This is a genomic window from Imperialibacter sp., from assembly GCF_040222815.1.
GTDB lineage: Bacteria > Bacteroidota > Bacteroidia > Cytophagales > Cyclobacteriaceae > Imperialibacter.
This window is the reverse complement of sequence record NZ_JAVKCH010000022.1, coordinates 697,914-718,883: the sequence shown is the minus strand read 5'-3', so window position 1 is coordinate 718,883 and position 20,970 is coordinate 697,914. Positions and strand designations below refer to the sequence as shown.

General features: G+C 48.1%; 19 protein-coding genes. 3 read left to right on the top strand and 16 right to left on the bottom strand.

Going from position 1 to position 20,970, the window contains the following annotated elements:
• Positions 1-56: 56 nt before the first annotated feature.
• Positions 57-2,450, bottom strand: a complete 2,394-nt coding sequence (locus RIF36_RS12820) for an FtsX-like permease family protein (protein ID WP_350121306.1) — start codon at positions 2,448-2,450, stop codon at positions 57-59.
• 388 nt (positions 2,451-2,838) lie between these two features.
• Positions 2,839-5,451, bottom strand: a complete 2,613-nt coding sequence (locus RIF36_RS12815) for a M14 family metallopeptidase (protein ID WP_350121303.1) — start codon at positions 5,449-5,451, stop codon at positions 2,839-2,841.
• 927 nt (positions 5,452-6,378) lie between these two features.
• On the opposite strand from RIF36_RS12815, the gene RIF36_RS12810 reads away from it, so the two are divergent.
• The gene (locus RIF36_RS12810; RefSeq protein WP_350128103.1) at positions 6,379-6,807 is read left to right on the top strand and encodes an OmpA family protein; all 429 of its coding nucleotides are present in this window, start codon (positions 6,379-6,381) and stop codon (positions 6,805-6,807) included.
• 5 nt (positions 6,808-6,812) lie between these two features.
• On the opposite strand, the gene RIF36_RS12805 is transcribed toward RIF36_RS12810, so the two are convergent.
• The 14 genes from RIF36_RS12805 to RIF36_RS12740 all read right to left on the bottom strand — a co-directional run bounded on the left by RIF36_RS12805 (position 6,813) and on the right by RIF36_RS12740 (position 18,510).
• Positions 6,813-7,310, bottom strand: coding sequence for a VOC family protein (locus RIF36_RS12805; protein ID WP_350128106.1), 498 nt, complete (start codon positions 7,308-7,310; stop codon positions 6,813-6,815).
• Positions 7,311-7,390: 80 nt separating this feature from the next.
• Positions 7,391-8,206 (bottom strand): AraC family transcriptional regulator, encoded by an 816-nt coding sequence (locus RIF36_RS12800; RefSeq protein WP_350128109.1) that lies wholly within the window; start codon positions 8,204-8,206, stop codon positions 7,391-7,393.
• A 150-nt stretch (positions 8,207-8,356) separates the two neighbouring features.
• Positions 8,357-9,391, bottom strand: a complete 1,035-nt coding sequence (locus RIF36_RS12795; RefSeq protein WP_350128112.1) for a S41 family peptidase — start codon at positions 9,389-9,391, stop codon at positions 8,357-8,359.
• A 2-nt stretch (positions 9,392-9,393) separates the two neighbouring features.
• Positions 9,394-10,170 (bottom strand): hypothetical protein, encoded by a 777-nt coding sequence (locus RIF36_RS12790; protein ID WP_350149356.1) that lies wholly within the window; start codon positions 10,168-10,170, stop codon positions 9,394-9,396.
• A 311-nt stretch (positions 10,171-10,481) separates the two neighbouring features.
• Positions 10,482-11,405, bottom strand: coding sequence for a glycerol kinase (locus RIF36_RS12785; protein WP_350128118.1), 924 nt, complete (start codon positions 11,403-11,405; stop codon positions 10,482-10,484).
• A gap of 346 nt (positions 11,406-11,751) precedes the next feature.
• On the bottom strand, positions 11,752-12,117 hold the full coding sequence (locus RIF36_RS12780) for a DUF2200 domain-containing protein (protein ID WP_350128121.1): 366 nt from the start codon (positions 12,115-12,117) through the stop codon (positions 11,752-11,754).
• A gap of 258 nt (positions 12,118-12,375) precedes the next feature.
• Positions 12,376-13,113, bottom strand: a complete 738-nt coding sequence (locus RIF36_RS12775) for an SDR family oxidoreductase (RefSeq protein WP_350128124.1) — start codon at positions 13,111-13,113, stop codon at positions 12,376-12,378.
• 78 nt (positions 13,114-13,191) lie between these two features.
• The gene (locus RIF36_RS12770) at positions 13,192-13,860 is read right to left on the bottom strand and encodes a Crp/Fnr family transcriptional regulator (protein ID WP_350128128.1); all 669 of its coding nucleotides are present in this window, start codon (positions 13,858-13,860) and stop codon (positions 13,192-13,194) included.
• A 92-nt stretch (positions 13,861-13,952) separates the two neighbouring features.
• The gene (locus tag RIF36_RS12765; protein ID WP_350128131.1) at positions 13,953-14,738 is read right to left on the bottom strand and encodes a hypothetical protein; all 786 of its coding nucleotides are present in this window, start codon (positions 14,736-14,738) and stop codon (positions 13,953-13,955) included.
• Between the two features lie 482 nt (positions 14,739-15,220).
• Positions 15,221-15,508 (bottom strand): cupin domain-containing protein, encoded by a 288-nt coding sequence (locus tag RIF36_RS12760; RefSeq protein WP_350128134.1) that lies wholly within the window; start codon positions 15,506-15,508, stop codon positions 15,221-15,223.
• Entirely contained in the window at positions 15,505-15,891 is a 387-nt protein-coding gene (locus RIF36_RS12755; protein ID WP_350128137.1) for a hypothetical protein, read from the bottom strand. Before RIF36_RS12755 ends, RIF36_RS12760 begins: the two co-directional genes overlap by 4 nt.
• Positions 15,888-16,301, bottom strand: a complete 414-nt coding sequence (locus RIF36_RS12750) for a hypothetical protein (protein ID WP_350069142.1) — start codon at positions 16,299-16,301, stop codon at positions 15,888-15,890. The genes RIF36_RS12755 and RIF36_RS12750 overlap by 4 nt, the downstream gene beginning before the upstream one ends.
• A gap of 541 nt (positions 16,302-16,842) precedes the next feature.
• Complete coding sequence (locus RIF36_RS12745) at positions 16,843-17,841, bottom strand: NAD(P)-dependent alcohol dehydrogenase (RefSeq protein ID WP_350128140.1); 999 nt, start codon at positions 17,839-17,841, stop codon at positions 16,843-16,845.
• Positions 17,842-17,934: 93 nt separating this feature from the next.
• Positions 17,935-18,510, bottom strand: coding sequence for a Crp/Fnr family transcriptional regulator (locus RIF36_RS12740; RefSeq protein WP_350128143.1), 576 nt, complete (start codon positions 18,508-18,510; stop codon positions 17,935-17,937).
• Positions 18,511-18,666: 156 nt separating this feature from the next.
• On the opposite strand from RIF36_RS12740, the gene RIF36_RS12735 reads away from it, so the two are divergent.
• Both RIF36_RS12735 and RIF36_RS12730 read left to right on the top strand, forming a co-directional pair.
• Positions 18,667-19,566, top strand: coding sequence for a helix-turn-helix domain-containing protein (locus RIF36_RS12735; protein ID WP_350128146.1), 900 nt, complete (start codon positions 18,667-18,669; stop codon positions 19,564-19,566).
• Positions 19,567-19,866: 300 nt separating this feature from the next.
• Positions 19,867-20,889, top strand: a complete 1,023-nt coding sequence (locus RIF36_RS12730; RefSeq protein WP_350128149.1) for an aldo/keto reductase — start codon at positions 19,867-19,869, stop codon at positions 20,887-20,889.
• Positions 20,890-20,970: the final 81 nt, after the last annotated feature.

Here is a 20,970-nt window from a genome sequence, read left to right as displayed (position 1 = left end):
TCAACACTTAGAACAGTGACTCGCAATCACCGGCAAGTGGTATTATCGGCCTCGACCTACTCCGTTCTCAGTGTATCCACCGGATTGATCTTCGCAGCAGCCAACGCCTTGAACGTAACCGACAAGAGTGCAATCACCAGGCTGAGCACAATGGCTACCAGGTATACCAAAGGCTGCACCTCCACTCTGTACTCAAAACCGTCCAGCCACTCTGAGGTATAGTGGAAAGCAATGGGCGCTGCTGCGACAAATGCAACCACCACCAGCACGACGAACTCTCTTGAAATAATATAGAAGATGTTAAACACCCCCGCTCCAAGCACTTTCCTGATGCCGATCTCCTTCATGCGCTGGTTAGTGACAAATGAAACCAGCCCATACAACCCAAGGCAACCGATAAAAATGGCGATACCAGTAAAAACGCCTATCACCTTTGCCAGCCGTTGCTCAGCCTCATAAAAACTCCTGATTGTTTCATCCAGAAATTGATACTTGAAGGGCTCGTTAGGAAACATAGCACCCCAGATTGTCTCTATGCTGGCCAGCGACTCTTTTGCTTGCGACATATTGAGCTTAATCCCAACCTCCACAAAAGACTCCGGGTTAGTGGAGATGTAGCCAGCTTTGATAGGCTCCCTCAGCCCATTGGTGTGATAGTTCTCTACTACGCCCACAATAGGCACACCGGATTCACCTGATAATATTTTTGCATTCAAAGCCTCTTCAGGGCTGGCAAAGCCCATTTCTTCGATCATCTTCCGGTTAGCGACAATTTCAGTAACGGTATCGTCCCGCAGGAAGCCCCGTCCTGCCAGAAAGGTGAGCTGGTACATATCGATATAATCTTTATCGCCGAATTTCAGCTCTGCAGAATATGGTGTGTCCTCCGATGAACCCTCGAAAGAATAGGTACTCACCCAGCGACTTCTCGAGCTGGGGCTGGCGTTCTGCAACGTCACCATTTCCACCCCACTAACGTTCTGTACAGCACCTTTAAAGGCTGCACCTTTACCTTGTTTTCCTTTTGGAAACTGAATATTGATAACGCCTTCTTTGGCAAAGCCCATATCCTTGTTGATGAAGTAATCCATCTGAGAAAAAATCACAAAAAGGCCGATGATCAGCACCTGCGAGATCAAAAACTGGAACACGACAAGTATTTTTCGTAACAAGCTCCCTTTGCCTGCTTTCCCGGTCAACCCGCTTCTGATAACTTGCGAAGGACGAAACCTTGCCATGACCAATGAAGGATACAAACCGGAAATCAACACTACTGCCACAAGCAGAAGCGTCAGAAAACCGAGCGCCATAGGATCGTTAAACAAGCTGAAGTGAAACGGAAACCCGATGAGGTCTTCCACATACGGCTTCAGTAGATAAGCCAGGGGAATTGACAGCGCAAGAGAAATGAGCGCCAGCAAAGTAGTCTCACCAAGAAACTGCCCTATCAGGTCACCCGAAGAGCTACCGAGCACCTTCCTGATGCCTACTTCTTTGCCTCTTTTCATCGCATTGGCTGTGGCCAGGTTGATAAAGTTGATACAGGCTGTAAGCAGCAAAAAGGCCCCCAGCACCATCATGCCGGTGATGGTAGTGCCGGAGATCGTCCTTGAGTTGTAGTTGCTAAAATGATTATCGAAATGCACCTGGCTCAAAGGCTGTAGTTCGAAATTAAAGAACCTGGCAAAGAAAGAACCTGCATTTTTGGCTATCAGGGTGTCGATCTGCGACTGAAACCCTGTGGTATCTGCCTGCTCTGCCAGCATGAAATACGTGTTCATGGAATTATCGAGTCTATTCCATGAGCTGAAATCTATCTGGTCTTTGAGTGTTTCGGGTGACACCACAATGGTAAAGGGGAAATCCGTATTCGCCGGAAAGTCTTTCAGAATTCCCGCCACCGAAAGCGTGAAGTCGTTGTCCATTCTCAGCGTTTGGCCTACAGCTTCTGATGCATCGCTGATGGCGAAAAACTTTTTAGCAATCGTTTCCGAAAGAAACACCTTGTCAGGCAGGTTGAGGTCATTTACATCCCCGGAGAGCACCTCAAAGCTGAACATCTTAAAAAAGGAAGGGCCCAAAAGTGCCACTCCTTCCGCCTCAGTAAACTCCCGCTTTTGCCCATCGGCTTCTATCACAAAGTTACCCGCCCGACGATAGTAGGTGCAGGCGCTTTCTTCCACACCTGGCACTTCGGCTTCGAGCGCCTCCCCCAGCGGCCCGGGCGTAGCTGTTAAAAAGGAAAAGCCTCCCTTTTGGCTGGTTTGGCTGTTGACCCGGTAAATCCTTTCAAGGTTCACATGAAACTTCTCATAGCTCATTTCCTGCTTCACCACCAGAAAAATGATGATAGCCGACATGATGCCGAGAGTCAGGCCCAGAATATTGATGAAAGTAAAGGCTTTGTCCTTTTTGAAAACCCTGAAGGCGGTGCGTAAAAAAGTGGTCATTGGCAGTTCGATTAGTTGCTTCCAAGGTACAATACCGGAAAATCGACCAATGTTAATGACCGGTTAAAAAGCGTTAAAGAGTGTTAAAAGCAAACGCTGAAAGTAAAAATCCCCGGGCTGTGGATCTACACACGACCCGGGGATCATTGTTAATTGACTAACGACGTAATGGTATTCACCTTCTTCAGCAGTTGTTGCGATCCTTTTATTCCGAAGCCCAATCCCGTTGGAAGCCACCAACCACCGCCTGCTCGTCACTTCGAAGCGCAACGCAGTGGAGCGAGAAGTCCCCGGGAAAAAAGAACAATCTCATCCCGCCAGCATCTTAAGTTCGGGAGATTTCTCAGTGACGTTAGGCGGTAGGCAAACGAACTGCATACATCACACCCTACTCCATCGTGCCTTCATAAATAGCATTGAAGATCAGCTTATAAGTAGCCCTTGGCTGGCCTCTGAACTGCGGACGGAAGGCAAACAGCACAATGCTGCCGCTACCATACCCAGCTTTGATCACAGCTGCTTTAGAACCAATATACTTGTCCTGCCCCATGGCCCACCCGCTCATCAGCAGCTTGTCTTTGGCATAGGTGGCCACTATCTCCAGCGGCGGCTCAGGTGCTTCTTTCACCGACGGCTCCTTGCCTCCCTCACCTTCATTGTCCTTCACCACTCTGCTGTAAGCACGGCTCTGGTTAAATGACGCTGCCACTTCAGCTTGAACGCCATACGCCAGGCTGTGATTGGTATCCACGTTCGTTCTGATGAGTGAGCCGGGGATAAAAAAGGTGTTTGGTGACAACCCATTCGTTGTGCTGCGCAACGACAGCCCAAACTGATCCACAGCAAAGTCACTGGCCTCATCAAAGGTAATCAGCTGACCACCATTGGCCACATAGTTTTTGATGGCCGCCAGTCCGTCGATGCCCATGCCGCCTGTGTACTCCGGTGGCATGAATCCAAACGAATAACCGTTTAGAATTCCATCAGGACGCTGGTCAGGGATGATGATGGCGTCGTACTGCGAAAGGTCTTTGGTGCGCACATCGTTGTCGTGCAGCGTATCCAGTGGGAAGCCGTAGTCCTGCAGCAACCAGCGGGTCCAGCCTTCGTCCATATTGGCCTGCCAGGTTTTGTAAAGTCCCACTTTTGGCAGCTTGATGGCTTTCAGCGTGCCCGCAGGCTTGGCGGCAACACCAGCGAAGTCCACGCCATAGGTTTTCGACGCTTCTGAAACATTGGCATCGGTAGAGCTGCCTTTTTCAACAACAAAAGTACCAGCAGCCATGTCGCCCTGCTTCGCAGCCAGGCGGCTTACCTTTTCGCCCTTGGCCAAAAGGAAGTTAACGGCCTTGATCGCAGAATTTTCGTTGGTGGTGAGGCTATAACCGTAGCCCGACTTACCTGCTACTTTACCAGCCGTAACAGGCTCTCTGGTTTTAATTTCCTCTGTGCTGGCGGTAAACTTCTCCATTACCTTGTCGACCGTCACGCCCATTTGCATAGGCAATGTCCAGCCTGCCAGGTCATAAGGAGGGATTGGGGGGCCTCCCGGGCTGATCCTAAGATCAGGATAGCTTTGCTTCTCCATCAAATCGACCAGATAAGGGCGGAACGCCTGTGCCGAATAAGCAATATATGTGCCGGCGGCATATTGCTTCCCATTCGCCATAAACGACTTCGTCGCCTTGTGCATTTCCACACCACCCTGGCGCAAAATATTCACCAGGTTGCGGGCCTCCCCTTTATCGAACTGCTCAGCAGGGATCACGTAGGCAAAGCTATTTTCTAAGAGTTTAGCTTCGATAGCATCCTTGCCCATGCTGTAGATATTGTAGAGGTAATGCTCCTTGCGGTCGGCGGCAAGGTCAAGCACGGCCAGCGATCCAGTGATCATATAGTCCACAGCGTCTCTGAAATGCGACTCCCCACCCTTCCATGGGTCGGAGTAGAAAATGTGCGTGCCATCGGTAGGCTTGGAACCACCCAGGCCACGGATATACTTGGGAATAGAATCGGGATCGTAGAAACGGGGCGTTGGCGTAGCATGGCCTGTTTCTGTCAGAATACCAATCATATTGTGGAAATAAGGCACGGTACGCATGCCACCGTTCCACCACATGCTGAAGGTGTGGTTCGAAATCACACCGGGCTTTCTTTCCAGCGCAAAGCGGTTGGCCATGGCAGTGCCTACCAAATTGGTGCCCGTGGTAGCACCGGGGTGAATATTGGGGTTCACCGGGTTGTCAAATGGCGGTAGGAAAATCCTCGCCCAGCCTGGTGAGGTCTGGTGCTGGTTGTACACGATCTGCGGATACCACTCGTTGTACAGCACTTCGTTCACATGGTAGCTCTCCGGCATGTTGTTCATGAACCAGTCACGGTTGTTGTCGTGACCAATAAAGTGGTGGTACAACCACGGCGGGTTTGTAGTTTCCCATGGCGTGCCCAGGTTCTTTTTGTACCAGCTCTCCACGATGTTCAGTCCGTCGGGGTTCATGCTGGGCATCAAAATGAAGATGACCTCCTCACGGATTTTCTTCATCTCCGAAGTTTCCTCTGTCGCCACCCGGTAGGCCAACTCCGGTGTCATTTGCGCACCGGCACGCTCGGTAGCATGCAGGCCGCCATCTATCCAGATGATCGCCTTGCCTTCCTCGCTGTATTTGCGGGCAGTAGCTTCATCTACCCGCACCCGGGCCAGGTCTTCACTTATCTTTCGGTATTTTTCAAGGTTTTTGATGTTGTCTTCACTCGAAATGAACACCACCACCATCGGTTTGCCGAGCGTGGTTTTGCCAATCTCCTTCATCAGCACCCTGTCCGACGCTGCATCCAGCTTCTGGAAGTAATCCATCTGCTGCTGGTGATTGAACAGTTTGTAGTCGGCGCCCACCTGGAAGCCGAAATGTGACTCTGGGGTGGGGACTTGAGCAAATGTTGTGTTGACCATCATCAGGCAAAAGGCTGATAGCATGGCCAGGAATCCTCTTTTTAGATACATAAGATTATCAAGTAGTTAACGAATAATTGCTGTTTATCTGGTGCCTGAAATAAGAGCCTGCCGCCTTCATATCCAAAGAATGGAGGGAGAATTGGAACAGCGGAGGATATGGCGAATTTTGCCGGTAATTTGTTTTGTGGGCGGGTTGGTGAAGGAGGTTGTGTTTGTATAGTCACTACCCGATACACCAGCCACCGTTGATCAGGTTACCAACCCGAGATAAAACTAGTAGCAAACCTATGGAACAGCTCTGCATTTCGATAACAGCCATTTCCTGTAAATCAGTCGGCTGTAAGGCGGGTTTCTAACCCGCAAAGGCAGGCTGAACAGCGCTGCACTTCGCTAACAGCCGTTGCCCCTAAATCAGTCGGCTGTAAGGCGGGTTTCTAACCCGAGATAAAAGAAACAGGTTGGAAACCTATGGAACAGCCCTGCACTTCGCTGACAGCCGTTGCCTCTAAGTAGGTCGGCTGTAAGACGGGTTTCTAACCCAAGAGAAAAAAACAGGTTGGAAACCTGTGGAACAGCCCTGCACTTCGCTAACAGCCGTTGCCCCTAAATCAGTCGGCTGTAAGGCGGGTTTCCAACCCGAGATAAAAGAAACAGGTTGGAAACCTGTGGAACAGCCCTGCACTTCGCTGACAGCCGTTGCCTCTAAGTAGGTCGGCTGTAAGACGGGTTTCTAACCCAAGAGAAAAAAACAGGTTGGAAACCTGTGGAACAGCCCTGCACTTCGCTGACAGCCGTTGCCCCTAAATCAGTCGGCTGTAAGGCGGGTTTCTAACCCGAGATAAAAAGAAACAGGTTGAACGCCTGTGGAACAGCGTTGCGTTTTACCGACGCCAGCGGTTCCATAAACCCACCATAAACTATTTACCTCGCCGCAAATGGCATCAACAAAACACTTTTCCTCGTATATTTATCAACATGCGCTGTTTTCTGCTCATCGGCTTCGTCTTCCTTTGTATGGCTGCCTCAGCCCAGGATACACCTGCGCCCAAGCCTCCCACAGGCCTGATCCAGAAGAGCATCTTCTTTGGGGGTGGCAGCTACTATGTGGACGAACAGCAAACCCAGGAGCTGCTACAGCTACTCGACACCATCCCCAATATAGAGCTTTACCAGATCAGCATCTACAGCCACACCGACAATATCGGCGGACAGCTCTACAACAAATGGCTCTCCGAAATGCGCAGCCAGGCCGCCCTGCAAAAGCTCATCATCATGGACATCCCCCTCGAAAACATCTCCATCAAAGCCTTCGGCCAGGAAAACCCCTACTTCGACAACAAAAAATGGGAAGGCAAGCTGCTTAACCGCCGGGTGGATATCATCTTCTGGCCGATTGTTTTTTAACCCGTTCAATTCGGAGAATGCAAGCCCAGCCTATTCCCCTCCGAATCAAGAAACATGGCGAAGTATCCGCTTTCGTCGGCATGCAGTGTTTTGCCAACCAATACCTTCCCCCCATTCTTCTCCACCTTGTCTAAAACAATTTGAAGATCGTCTCCACCATTCAGGTAGATAGCTACGCCATCAGCCGAGGGCTGAAACCCTTCACCCTGCACGATAACGCCGGTAACCATTTGTCCTTCGTACGGCCATATACCCATTTGCATGCCCGGCATGTCCATTTTCTCAATTTGAATACTGAAAATCGCCTGATAAAAATCGACGGCTCTTGATAAATCTGTGGCTGGAATTTCAAAAATCGAGACAAAGCTTTTCATATCAATGTTGGTTTGGTGGTAGGTTGAATCAACCTTTTGTGTTTGTGAATCCGATGTAGATTGGCTGTTGCAAGCCATACAACTGATGGCAAGCATGGCGGTGGTAACGTGCAGTAGGGTTCCTTTCATTTTCGCTCTGTTTAAGTTCGCAGAGCAAAGTTGGGCTGCCGCCGATGGAGAAAATTGTAAAAATGCGACACCCCTGTTGTCTATTTGTAGAACAGAGTAGAAAGGGCCATGCTTTCGTTGCCTAAAAACTCCCCGGGGTTGGTGCCTGTAAACTCCCTAAAGTCTTTGATAAAATGTGCCTGGTCATAGTATTCGCTTTCGTAAGCAATACTAGTCAGGTTTTCCGCCTCTTCGCTGAGTAGCATTTTCAGAGCGGTTTGCAGCCGGATCACTTTGCCCAATTGCTTTGGGCTAATCCCTATCTGCTTCAAAAACTTTCTTTCTAGCTGTCGTCTTTTTGATAAATCTTCTTTGAGAATGGTGTTGATCGCCGCACTGCCTTTTGTCGACAGCAGCGCATCAATGGTGGTTTTAACAATGCTGTCAATAGTGGCTTTGTTGTTTAATTTATCAAAGAGAAAGCTTTCTACGATAGCTATTCGCTCGGCGCTGTCTGCTGCCTCCACTATCTTTTGTGCCAACTCTTTCGCTGGCCTTTCTCCAAACAAAGATGCTAATGGCGTTTCTTTATTAGCTAGGGCCTTAATGGGCGTGGTGATGAAATTGGAAAAACCATAGGGGTAAAAACGAACAGCAAATGTATCGACATGCCCTGTTGGTTCTATGTAGAACGGCTCAATGGTTTGGCCGAGCACCATGGCACGGGGCTGTAGGATAAAATCATCGCCGGTGGTGTATCGTTTTATGTCATCACCAAGAATAAATGCCATTTCAATACAACCGTCGGGCACAATCCGTTGCTTTTGTGTCTCAGCTGCCGCCGGCACTTCCAGCGTCCAATAGCAGCCAATAAGAGAGGCTAAATCGGGATGCGGCTGAAATGTCTGGTAATTCATTGGCGGCTAATTTATGTCAATTTAGCACCGGCATCAGCGTAAAAAAAAGTGGTGACCTGAGCTGCCGTGCAAACACTCCCCGAATCAAAAGTATAAAACCTTGGTCCGGCATTGCCCATGTGCATTGGCCAGCCCCCAAATACGCCCCCTTCACTCTATTCCGTGGACTGAATACAGGTAATCAAATGCGCCTTCCAGCACGCTGTCAACCGAAGCGTCAATGTCCGATGCTGTGTTTTTTATATAAACAGCCGGCACATGCCCTACGCCATCGAGACTGGTGCCATTTGGCAGCAAAAATTTTTGAATGGAATAAACATAAGTCCATCCATTGGGCAGAAACCGCATATTGCTTACTGTGGAAAAATCACCGGCGGTGGTGTCCCCAATTTGGGTAACATGGGCAAACGACTTCATGTGTAACAGGAAAATCTCCCCCGCACTTATCGTTCTTCGGTCAGTCAACACAACAACCGGCCTTGTGTAAGGGTTTGCATTGTCGTTCCGGGTGTAGTACAGTTTCTTTTCATCAAAATCATCATGCCCAGGCCCATTCCTGGTTTGCACAGTATAGATCAAATGCTTACCATCAGCAAAAGCCTGAGCAATTCTTGCCGAGTACCTGTCATCGCCGCCCGTATTTTGCCGGACATCCAAAATAATGGCCTGGTAGCTATCCAGCTTTTGCAGCACCTCATCAATCACCCCCGGGTTGTCGCCATTCATCGATCTCAGATAAATATAACCTATCTCTTTGCCTTTCACTTTTCCATAATAGAGCTCGCTTTCTGTTGTCACCTGAGTGGCACCCTCCACATATTTTGAAGTGATCAGGTCGGCATCAAACCCGGCTATTGACTGCTCGTTTAGCGCATACCCAGACTTGTATCTTTTATCACCATCGTAAAGTGTGGTGTGGCTGTCGTCCAAGTGCTCGATCAGGTTGGACATCATCGTCCACAATTCGTCTTCCGACAGGTCGTCGTTGACTTGCGGGCGGTAGGTTTGGTACAGCATATCCCAATCAATATTTCTTACCGTGAACAGGCTGTAGTGCTTGTCCAGGTCGTTCCAGAAGATCTCAAAAACATTGGTGTTGCTATTTTCCTCCTCCTCACCCAGAAACGCCGTCTCACAAGCGACCGAAAAAAAGGAAATGATGGACAGGAAGGCTCGTTTTTTCATGGTTAAAAATTGACGGCAACGCCGGTTGTTACCGTATTCGACAGGCTTTTGAAACGGTTAGTTGCCATTACTGTTTGCATGTGCAGGCTGTAATTGGTGTGCCAGGCTACCCGCTCAGTGAGCTTGTATTTATAATCGACACATAACCCTAAAGCAAAAAAATCATTCAATGAAGACGGGGTGCCACTGAAAATTATGTTGGCAGGGCTGTCCTGATTTTCTATAATAAATTCATCGATGCCATTGTAGGGTGGCCTTGCCAATAACTGGAAAACAGGAAGTGAAAGCGTGGCCTGAAGCAAGTGCTTCTCCTTTATATGCTTTGAAACCATCCCCTTGATGCCAACACCGTGGGTAGCCACATAGCTGAACGCCTCCAAATCGTACCAGTCGAGATAGAGCACCCTTGTGCTGTTGGCTGGCCCCAAAAAAAACTGAAAGGCGTTCTCATCCGGTGTTAGCTTAAAAAGGTATTCCAGCTCCAGGTTGGCATTGATAAATGAGGTGGTAAATCCGCTGGTAGGGCCTGAATGAATATTGCCCGAACTGAATTGGAAATTCACCCCAAAAACATTTTTTGAAATTCTCTGATACCTGGCCGAAGTAGCCAAACCGCCGCCTGCCTGATTCAAGGGAGAAAAATTATCGTCTTTCAGGTAGCTGTGCTGATAGCCAACACCAACGCCCACTTGGTTTATCGACGCCTCCTTCAGGTGCTGCCCGTGTGCATTTTTCAGAAAAAAAAGAAGTGCTATAAAAGCGACTGTGTACTTATTCATTGGTTTCTATTGCCCTAACAACCGGCTCAACGACGTTTGGCTGGTTCACCCCGTTACCCGCCTTCAAGGTACCACCTGTTTCATCGCAAAAAAAACGATGTCGGCAGCACTCTCCACGCCGGGGCTTCTATTCGTCCGACCACACCGCCAAGGCTTGTGTCCACGCCGCCGCCGTGGCTCGTGTTTTGTTTTCCCTCAGAGTCTCTCGCCGAAGACTCTGAGTATTAGTGTGGTGTTTTCTTACTCAGCGTCCCTTTCAGGAGGCTCTGAGGAAAAAAGAGAGGTGGGTTGCTCAAACTAGCTGGTTTTGTTTATCCGATTGGAACTTTAAATTGTCTAAGTTTTTTTGCAAGTATGTCGTCAATGTTTTGCAAGTCAGCGTCTGTTAGTTCTATCAATGAAAGTCCTTCACGCTTATATATCTCTATCTTTTTGTTTTTTCGTGCTGTGTATTTCGGGTCGTTTTCAAGTCCCCAAAACTCAATGTAAACTGCTTGAGGTCTGCCGTTTCCCGAAGGAATATAAAAGTCACAATAAACATCTTCGTCAATCGGTAATTTCCGTTCGTATGCGTGAACAAGCCCGTATTGATAAAGCCAATTGTCAATTAGCATTTCTGCTTTGCTTCTCACATAGTGTCCGTCTATAGTTCGATGTTTAGCTTCAAATTTTTCACGGAAATTGTCCTTGTTAATATTGGCAACCTGGGTTTCCGTCTGAGGTGATGAAACTGTTGCAGTTTGTACTTGAGGTAGGTCTGTTGAGTTTTCTTTGAATACTTCTAAAAGTCTTTTGTAGTATAAAATACTCTCAGGCCATAAAACATAATTTGCACCTGATGTTTCGTGTTCAAATTGTCTACCACCAATACTCTTACCCAGTTTTGTGATTTCCCAACCCGCTGCAAGATCTTTCTCTATTAAGCCAAGTTCCGATAGGATAAGGTTTAGTCGCTGAGACGAAATGTCAAAATGTTTTCCAATTGCTGTCGCATTAATTTGTTTTGGTCGATCTCTTTGTTGCCCGCTGTGAAGGGAAATGTTTTCTGGCCAAACTACAAATTCTCCAAATTTTGGATTGGATCGTGTCTGTCCACCTTTTTGTTTTCCAATGTCAGTTAAAACCCACTTGTCATTTTTCCTTTCTATCCAACCAAGCGTTTTCAGCTTGTCGAACAGGTCGCTGGATTTGATGTCAAGTTCGTTTGCAAGTGCTGATGTTGAAATATATTCCATATAATTTTCTAGCCTTTGTTTCGTCTCACAAAATGCCCTATAAAGCGTAGGTAAAATAAGTGTGGGAGAATTTGGCGACTCCGCTTCCACTAGCACTTAGCCACGCTTTGTTAACCGTTGCTTCAGCGAAGGCTGCCAATAATAAATATATGCTTTGTAGCAGACATTCCAAGCGAGTAAAGATTGAAAATCAATGAAGCCACCATTCATGGAAGCGGGAGCTAGCACCTTTTAGAGGTATCTTTCTATTTGGCTAATCATACGAGACTCCGTCCGGGCTCAAGCCGACACCGCCCTTCCTTCACTGGCTATTCGATCTTAGCTGCCCGGGCCGGGGGGCTTTGTTTTACGCTTGCCGCAAAATCTTCTCCATCTTCCTGCCTTTTGCCAGTTCGTCGACCAGCTTGTCCAGGTATCTCGCTTGTTTTGTCAGAGGAGTTTCGATGTCTTCTATCCGATAGCCGCAAATCATTCCTGTAATCAGGTGCGCATTGGGGTGCAACTTTGCCCTTTTAAAGAACGTCTCAAAAGTTACTTTTTCATCAATCAGCCCTTGCAGCGTCTTGTCATCAAAGCCAGTCAGCCACTGTATCACCTCATGCAATTCTTCTTTAGTCCTCCCCTTGCTTTCGACTTTTGTCACATAGTGCGGATATACCGATGAGAAAGTCATCTTTACAAATTTCGCATCGTGCTCGGGTGTAGTAGTCATAGGTTATGATTCAAGTAAAAGTTAATCTGGTTAACGGTGCGGGGTGCGGCTTTCGGGCAGAGCCCCCACCAGTATTCAGTGCTGGTTGCGAGGTTGGTTGCCCGGACTAGCGAGAGCCATTGATTATGCACGCCGTTAGCTGCTGCACCTTGTCGTCCCCATTAAAATGGCTTGGCTTCCTGTAGAGTGATGCCTCGCCGACCCAAAAATATAAAACATTAGCTCCGATATTACAACAGTAGTTGCAGCCGGCCACCACTACCACGGAATCTCCCCCGTTTCAGGATTGGTTTCTTCGCTGAAGAATTTGCCTGTGGGGCCGTTTTGGTCGAGTAGTGCGTATTTAACAATGCGCTTCCCAGCCACTTCCACTTCGCCGCCCACATGGTTAGTGAAGTCCGTTTTTGTGTAGCCCGGACAAACCGCATTTACTTTAAAAGCCGTGTCACGCAATTCGTAAGCCAAATGAACAGTATACATATTCATGGCTGCCTTTGATGCACCATACACCGCATATTTTGCATAGTCATACGCAGGCCAGGCCGGATTGCTCTGCAACGAAAGGGACCCCACACTGGTACTCACATTTACAATTCGTGGTGCAGCCGACTTGCGCATCAGGTCGATGAAAGCCTGCGTAACCCTTGCCACACCAAACACATTGGTATCAAATGCCGCAATCATTTGGTCTGCGCTTGCCTCAAGTGCCGTATACGGCATGCCCCCGTTAATACCTGCGTTATTGACAAGCACGTCCAGTGCGGCCGATTTCTTGCCAATCTCTTCTCTGGCAGCTTTCACAGAGCTTTCGTCTGTTACATCCAGCTGCACGGTTTCTACATTGGTGAGCCCTTCGGCTTTTAGTTTTTCAACCGCATCAAGTCCGTTTTTCAAATCACGGCTCCCGAGAAAAACGTGAAAACCATTTTGTGATAATTGCTTCGCTGTTTCAAAGCCTATGCCCTTGTTGGCTCCTGTAATTAGTGCTGACTTCATTTTTATGATGTTTTAAATTGACGAAGCAAAAGAGCATCGTATAAAAATGAAGCCGTTTACCATTTGGTAAAAAGCGACTCAGCGAATACTTTTTCTTATTCTGCTTAGCGATTGCTGTGTAACACCCAGGTAAGACGCAATATGAACCAATGGAATGCGGTTGATCAGCGATGGGTAATTTTCCATAAACTCCAGGTACCGTGTGGTGGCGTCTTGCGAAATAACCGGGCTTTTTCTGGATTTTTGGTACAGGCACTTCTGCACCATCTTGCTTTGAATGCTCTCCCAGCCCACAATGGTTTGAGAAAGCTCCTCCCAATTTTGTTTTGAAAACACCACGAGCCGGCAGTCGGTGCTGGCCTGCAAATACTCAGAAGAGGCTGTATTAGCCTCAAAATTAACATAATCAACCGCCAAACTATTTTCGCTGATAAAGCAGCGTGTGATTTCCTCTCCCTTGTTGTTGTAATAGCAGCCACGAATCACCCCTTCCACCACAAAGCCAACTTGCTTAGGGATTTTTCCTGCTTCCGAAAAGTACTCGTCCTTGCCAAGTGCTATGGCTGCGGCTTTTTTCTCAACAAAGTCTATTTGTTGCTTGTTCAGCGTGCCAAACTGCAAAATATACGCTATCAACTCTTTCATTGTCGCAAGTTGCACAAACTCACTTTGGAAGCATTTATCATATGGTAAAAAAGGTCGGCTACCGCCGCAGACCGTGTCCACCGCCGTGGCTCGTGTCTTCACGAGCTACCTCTCGTTGGTCATTACCAAAGAGCTAGTGGTTGGTTCGTGGGACACATACCAAGGGGAAAGACTATTAACGGCGGTTCCATTTACTACGGCAGCACTCCAATTTCGTATCGGTAATTAGTTGTTGAGTTTTGGGAATTGGCATAGTCGATAACGTAGGCATGCACGTATAGCGTTTTTCCACTGTCAACACCGTCCCCTACAACGTTTGTCTTGAAATGCGATGTTAAAACTGGCTGGCTTGAGGAGCAATTGTTGCAATTGAATTCGTTCATGCAGCAGTAGTAAGTCTCCCATCCGAAATTAGAGATATTGCCAAAATCCTCATCCGCCGTGGTGAAATTGAAGGAGACAATTGAGCCCAACTCTCCTGAACTAGTGGCAACATCGAATTCTACCTCAACAACATCGGTGTAGGTTATTTTGGGATTTGAAATGGTCACAACGTCTGGTGCTAAAGAAAAACTGATCTCCGTATTAGCCAGAGTATTAACATCGCCCAAGTCTTCCACCTCAATTTGTAATTTGATCAGGCCATCATTGTCGGGGCTAATGATGGACGATAATCCAAAAAGAGTATCAGGCACCGCATCGTAATAGATAGGGTTGTCATTAAGCTCGAATATTACAGAGCCATTTCCCGTAACCTTGAGGTGCTTTCCATTTTCTTCCGGGTCACTTAGCAGGAAGACCATATAATCACTTTGGCTAATTGACGTTATGTAATTGAGCTCATCGGCCCTGGGGTATAAAATTTCTATTGTTGCCGGCGTGTTCTCAGCGTCCTTGTCTGAAGGGTCTTCGCCACCACAACTCATGTATAGTAGCGGGCAACCAAGAAGAATTAACTTGTAAAAGTGATGTTTTTTCATCGTAACGATCTGCGTAGTAATAAATGATAGTATGCCAAAAATTAAAAAGTAAGTATCAGTGGGCATTTTTCCTTCAATTCCGTACCCTCCATTACCTATAGCTGCCTAAACAGCGTTCCTCACATTAACCTCCTCAATATACCCTCTGGTTAGTTGGGAAAAAAGTACTTTTTCTACGGGTTCCACGCCCGTCTCCCCGCAGAGGACTCACCCGCCGTGGCTCGTGTCTTGTGGTTGGTTCGTGGGACACGAACCAAGGGGGAGGAATATTAATCAAACTATTCGGCTTGTGAAATCCATGCAGCTGCCAAATTAGCCGGTGCGTATTATGTGTCAGGGGTAGTGTCTTCACCGTTTGGGGGTTGTGTCTTCACAACCCGCCTCAAAACCCAGTGAACACAAGCGCCGCTAGATTCCCGCTTGGCTTTCTCGCATAGCGAAAATGGCCAACCATAACGAGCGGATGCAGCACCCGGTTGACATCACTTGATCAGTAGCAAGCTGCTTTTGTGCTTTGCATTTATCCAATGCTTGATTCGTGGTTCAATGTTGACATAATCGCCAGCCGTCAACGGAAGTTTAACCCCCTCCTCATTTTCAAAAACCACCTCGCCAGTCAGGCAAAGCAACAATGCCGGCACTTTTGAAACATGTTCCTTTAATTGCTCTCCTGCTAATATTTGCATGGAGACGGCACTACCTTCCGGCGATTTAAATAACGCAGCTGTGGAAACCGCTTTTGTGTCCTGATGCAGATCTTTAATGTTCATTTTCTTTTGTTAATGGTGAAATAAGCAAACAGCGCAAATGTTAACGTCAGGGCAATTCTGAATACCATTGCACCAACAGTTTTGGCTTCGTGAATACCGCCCGATTGGATATAAAACAGGAAGCCAACAAATGTGGCAGTCAATAGGGCCGCCGAAAGCCCCAGGGTTTTATACGTCCAGTTTTTTGAGGCTAGCAGGCCATAAACGGCGATAAGATAAAGGAAGCTGCTGATGAAATTTGACCAGACAACGAACAACACATAGTTCCCTTCTTTTGCTCTGATGCCAAATAAATCGAAGATGACTGACGTACTTAAAAAGAGCGTCAATAGCCCAAAGGCTGCCAATACAGTACTTACCAGGTAAAGGATGACCTTTTTCATGATGGCGCTAGCGATTTCATGTTGAGAAAAGCCAAACCAAGCCAAACTACCGACGCCGTCATGGCGATGGCCCCTACCAATACTAAAGCAGGTGGCAAGCCAAAATACACTTCGGACAGAATGCCAATAGGCATCAGCAAGCCTGTTAAAGCCAGCCAGGAAACGGCTTTCACATTTTTCAGGTTGTCGCCAAAGCGCAGCAGTAAGTAGCCAATAAGGATATTTAGAAATGCGAACAGGTTGCCATGCACGTGTGCCAGGCGGGTTTCAAAATGTTTGCCAATACTGTAAGAGTTGACCCACTCCTCTTTCCCCGGAGCAAAGTCCCGGAGATAAATCAACAGAAAACCATAGGCCATGAAGAAGCCCATTGTCAAAAAACCTATTGCGATGTTGTTTTTGCCATTCATGATGCTCTTTTCTGAATTAATGTTTCAGAAAAGTACCTCTATCAGGCTTGATATAGAATGACAAACGTCATGCTTCCAATATGATAAACACTTCACCACTGAGTCGGCGCAACGAGCTGGCCTGAAGGCAATACCGAGCGAGGTGTTCACGCAGCAAGGCTTGGTGGAACATCTCCATCAAGGTCTTCGGGCAGGAAAACCCCTGCTTCGACAACAAAAAATGGGAAGGAAAACTGCTTAATCGAAGAGTAGAAATCATCTTTTGGCCGATTGTTTTTTTGGAGAAGCCTTAAAGTACATGTGTCCTCTCGAGATCAGCGTCATACTTGCCTGCCGCAACGAAGTGTAGGCGTGGTCGATTGCGGTTCCTAAGGCAGCTATCGGGAGAGCGAGCCGACGTGGAAGTTGTGTATTCAGTTTAGGGTTGTGTATTCACAACCCGTCCGAAATTTTGGAGTTGCATCTCCACACCCCGCCCAAATCTCCTCCGGGTTTTGGGGTGCTGGTGAGTGATGGCAGCACCTTTTACAGCCTTTTCTGCTTAACCTCCCGTGTCACCACCACAAACCACCACCGCCACGTTGCCCACCTTGCGCCCCGAGGCCACATAGGTATGCGCCTCAGCGATGTCAGCCAACGGAAAGCTCCTGTCGACCACCGGCCTGTAATGCCCTTGCTCAGCCAGCCCTTTCAGAAAGACCAGGTCCTCCCTTTTCCAATAAAAGTTTGACGACGCTATCACTACCTTTTTGCGCTTAAAAACGGAGCTGTACATGGCCGCCAGCATGTGCCGCAGGCCAAACTCGGTCAACAGGTATTTGCCCTTTGGGGTCAGCAAGTTCATGCATTCCTTCATGGAAGTTTTGCCCACGGCGTCAAACACTATGTCATACCGCTTGTCGGTGTCAGTGTAGTCATCTTCAGTGTAGTCAATCACTTCGTCTGCCTCAATCGACTTCACCAGTGCAAGGTTTTTGGTGCTGCACACCCCCGTTACATGGGCGCCGAAGTACTTCGCCAGCTGAACGGCGGCAGTGCCCACCGAGCCCGACGCACCGTAAATGAGCACCCGGTGGCCTTTTTCTATTTTGCCCTTTTTCTTCAAATACACCAGCGCCGACAGTGGACCGTTCACCATGGTAGCCGCCTCAGCGAATGATAGGTTTTGAGGCTTCAAATGCATCAAAGCACTTTCAGGCAGGCATTTGTATTCGGCATAGGCACCAAAGCTGAGGCCTGTGTAGCCAAACACCTGGTCGTTTATCTGGTAGTTTTTCACCTTGCTGCCGATGGCCTCCACCACCCCGGAAAATTCGATACCCAGCACTGGATTCTTTGGTTTTCTGAACCCAAACATCAGGCCCACCGGCAGCTTCAACAGAGGTGGATGATCGAAGGCTCTCATCTTAGGGTCTTCAGCTGTTACCGAGGTAGCGTATATTTTAACGAGTACCTCATCGCTTTTAGGCACGGGCTTTTCCACCTCAGCCATTTGCAGCACGTCAGGTTTTCCGTACTTTTTGAATACTACTGCTTTCATCTCCGCATTATTTGGTTTTTAAAGCCACATGCTCCGTGGCTTTCTCAAAATAACGGGATTCGACAAGGCAGGAATTTGACTTAAGTCAAATAATCACTCGGACGAAACCTTCGCCCTGATGCGGGACAGCGTTTCCAGCGAAACGTTCAGATAAGAGGCAATGATGGTGACGGGGAGGAATTGAACGATGTGAGGTTCCCTTTCGAGCAGCTTGAGGTAGCGCTGGGAGGCGTCGAGGGTTTGAAACTCCCTGAGCCGTTGTTCAAACCAAACGGCGTAGTACTCGATAAACATTTTGTCGAGCATCATTACCTCGGGGTAGGTGTTTTTCACTTTGCCAAAGCGGCCGTAGTCAATAATAGTTACCTCCAGCGCTGTTAAGGCCTCCACATACACATCGCCGGGCTTCTGCATGATGTAGCTGTCGAGCGACACGGCCACATCGTCGTGAAAGTAGATCTCAGTCGTGATCTCTTTATGGTTGTGCAGGTAAAACTTCCTCGCTATACCCTCCTTGATCAGCAGGTGAGCGGTGCATACCTGCCCGGGTCGCAGCAGGTGAGCACCTTTTGAGAACTTTTTATCAACAAACACTTTCTCTAACTCTGCGTGGATCTCAAGATCGAGCTTGTAGGATAAGTCTTTGATCCGTTTTATGTATGGGTTCATTTATCGCTCTCGGGTTTTATCAAAATAACATAGCAACCGAATATACGGAATCTCCTCTGGTTTGTGTTTTGGCTTTTCGGGGTTTTCGGCGAAGAAAGGTATGTTCAAATTCCATCGCACTCGCACAATCTTATTTGAATTCTATAACTTTACATCATGGACAAACCGCTGACCCTCGAGGAACTCTACCGGAAGAAACTCCGCCGCCAGCCTGAGAGCATTCAGGGCGGTGTCGGGCAGTTCAATGTGTTCAACTATCAGGACTTCATTGGCCCCGATCCCAAGCCGGTGCCTTATAGCCGGCGGGAGTATTATAAAATCAGCTTCCTGATCGGCAGCATCAGGTACTTCTATGCTGACAAAACGGTTGAGGTAAAAAACGCAGCACTGGCATTTGCCAATCCTATGATCCCCTACAACTGGGAACGTCTGAGCGACAATCAGACTGGGTACTTTTGTGTATTTACAGAGGAGTTTTTCACCAACTTCGGAGCTATCCGAGACTACCCCATTTTCCAACCCGGCAGCACACCCATTTACGAAGTAGACCCGGGCGACATTGAAGAGATCAACAGGTTTTACCTTCAAATGATAGAAGAAATCAACTCTGATTACGCCTACAAGTACGATCTCATTAAAACGCTGGTGATCCAGCTGATCCACAAAGCGATCAAACTCAAGCCGGCTGAGGCCTCTCTCTACTCACATTCTACTGCCAACGACAGGATCTCCTCCCTTTTCTCCGAATTGCTTGAACGCCAGTTTCCGATTGAGTCTCCCATCCAGCGAATGAAGCTAAGAACCCCAAACGACTTTGCCAACAACCTCTCGGTGCACATCAATCACCTGAACCGGGCACTGAAAGCGACCATGGGGCAGACCACTTCGCAGCTGATCTCCAGCCGCATTATGCAGGAGGCCAGAATTTTGCTCAGGCACACCAACTGGCAAATATCAGAAATTGGTTATTGCCTTGGCTTTGAAGAGCCGTCGCATTTTATCTCGTTCTTTAAGAAAGCGGAGAACGTTACTCCCCGACTCTACCGCACGCAGTAGCAATTGTTTGATTTTCGATATTTTTTGATTGAAGCGGGCTATAGCCAACCGGCCTGCTCTGCCCACCTTTGTGATGCTGCTTCATACTGCATGCACACAATGTCGTTTTGTTAAGAGGTTCAGTTGCTCAATTCATTTTTTACTCCAGCCCTAAAGGGAGACGAATCATAATTAGCAGAGCCCTTTAGGGGTGCCCGGCTTAGGGAATAAAAGGGTAGAATGCTCTTAACAAAACGACATTATGCGCACGGAAGCTGATAGAGCAGCTAAGACAAATTTTTAAACACAAAACCAATTACAATGAACTACAACTATATCGGCGATACCGGACTAAAGGTATCGGAGCTATGTTTTGGCACCATGACCTTCGGTGGCCAGGACGCCGGCATGTGGAGCAAATTAGGCCAGCTGCAGCAAAAAGAGGTGAACGATATGCTGGGTGCTGTAATTGAGTCGGGCATCAATTTTATCGATACAGCCAATGTGTATTCCTTTGGGCAGTCGGAGCAGCTACTGGGCCAGGGCCTAAAGGACATAGGTGCAAAAAGAGATGAGGTAGTGATTGCCACTAAGGTGCTGGGGCCTATGGGCTCGCAGCCCAACAATGTGGGCCTTTCCCGCTACCATATATTCAATTCGGTGGAGGCCAGCTTGCAAAGGCTGCAGGTAGACCACATCGACCTGCTGTATGTGCACGGCGTTGATCCACGAACATCCATTGAAGAAATAGTAAGGTCGCTCAACGACATTGTAGACAGTGGGAAGGTGCGTTACATCGCCATTTGCAACTGGCCTGCGTGGATGGTGGCCAAAGCACAAGCCGTGGCCCACTATAACGGCTGGCACAAGTTCATAGGCTTGCAATACCATTACTCTGCTGTGACGAGGGACATCGAGCATGAGCTGGTGCCCATGGCGGCTGACCACAAGCTGGCAATCTTCCCCTGGAGTCCGCTGGCAGGTGGCTTCCTCTCCGGCAAATACACCAGAGAAGGCAGCAGTGACGCCAACGGTAGAAGGGCCAATTTTGACTTCCCTCCACTGGACAAAGAAAAAGCTTATGATTTGGTAGAGGTAATGGGCGGCATTGCGAAAGCGCATGGCGTGACCACGGCCCAAATAGCCCTGGCATGGGTGCGGCATCAGCCCGGCGTCACCAGCACCATTATTGGTGCCAAAACCCAGGAACAGCTAAAGGCCAATATCGGCTCTACCGAAATAGTGTTAACAGCCGACGACCTGGCAAAAATAGAGGCAGTCAGTCCGCTGGCTTCCCAGTACCCAGGGTGGATGGTGGAGCGGCAAGGTGAGTACAGGAAGTAGAAGCAAGGAAAGACTTACTTGCGTTTCGCACAGAGAAGATAAGGGCCGCCATTGTTTGGCGGTCTTCTGTGTTTCTATCAA

Excerpts from the sequence above, each read along its gene's own strand:
- RIF36_RS12820 (WP_350121306.1), bottom strand. The coding sequence starts at position 2,450 with ATGACCACTTTTTTACGCACCGCCTTCAGGGTTTTCAAAAAGGACAAA.
- RIF36_RS12815 (WP_350121303.1), bottom strand. The coding sequence starts at position 5,451 with ATGTATCTAAAAAGAGGATTCCTGGCCATGCTATCAGCCTTTTGCCTG.
- RIF36_RS12810 (WP_350128103.1), top strand. The coding sequence starts at position 6,379 with ATGCGCTGTTTTCTGCTCATCGGCTTCGTCTTCCTTTGTATGGCTGCC.
- RIF36_RS12805 (WP_350128106.1), bottom strand. The coding sequence starts at position 7,310 with ATGAAAGGAACCCTACTGCACGTTACCACCGCCATGCTTGCCATCAGT.
- RIF36_RS12800 (WP_350128109.1), bottom strand. The coding sequence starts at position 8,206 with ATGAATTACCAGACATTTCAGCCGCATCCCGATTTAGCCTCTCTTATT.
- RIF36_RS12795 (WP_350128112.1), bottom strand. The coding sequence starts at position 9,391 with ATGAAAAAACGAGCCTTCCTGTCCATCATTTCCTTTTTTTCGGTCGCT.
- RIF36_RS12790 (WP_350149356.1), bottom strand. The coding sequence starts at position 10,170 with ATGAATAAGTACACAGTCGCTTTTATAGCACTTCTTTTTTTTCTGAAA.
- RIF36_RS12785 (WP_350128118.1), bottom strand. The coding sequence starts at position 11,405 with ATGGAATATATTTCAACATCAGCACTTGCAAACGAACTTGACATCAAA.
- RIF36_RS12780 (WP_350128121.1), bottom strand. The coding sequence starts at position 12,117 with ATGACTACTACACCCGAGCACGATGCGAAATTTGTAAAGATGACTTTC.
- RIF36_RS12775 (WP_350128124.1), bottom strand. The coding sequence starts at position 13,113 with ATGAAGTCAGCACTAATTACAGGAGCCAACAAGGGCATAGGCTTTGAA.
- RIF36_RS12765 (WP_350128131.1), bottom strand. The coding sequence starts at position 14,738 with ATGAAAAAACATCACTTTTACAAGTTAATTCTTCTTGGTTGCCCGCTA.
- RIF36_RS12760 (WP_350128134.1), bottom strand. The coding sequence starts at position 15,508 with ATGAACATTAAAGATCTGCATCAGGACACAAAAGCGGTTTCCACAGCT.
- RIF36_RS12755 (WP_350128137.1), bottom strand. The coding sequence starts at position 15,891 with ATGAAAAAGGTCATCCTTTACCTGGTAAGTACTGTATTGGCAGCCTTT.
- RIF36_RS12750 (WP_350069142.1), bottom strand. The coding sequence starts at position 16,301 with ATGAATGGCAAAAACAACATCGCAATAGGTTTTTTGACAATGGGCTTC.
- RIF36_RS12745 (WP_350128140.1), bottom strand. The coding sequence starts at position 17,841 with ATGAAAGCAGTAGTATTCAAAAAGTACGGAAAACCTGACGTGCTGCAA.
- RIF36_RS12740 (WP_350128143.1), bottom strand. The coding sequence starts at position 18,510 with ATGAACCCATACATAAAACGGATCAAAGACTTATCCTACAAGCTCGAT.
- RIF36_RS12735 (WP_350128146.1), top strand. The coding sequence starts at position 18,667 with ATGGACAAACCGCTGACCCTCGAGGAACTCTACCGGAAGAAACTCCGC.
- RIF36_RS12730 (WP_350128149.1), top strand. The coding sequence starts at position 19,867 with ATGAACTACAACTATATCGGCGATACCGGACTAAAGGTATCGGAGCTA.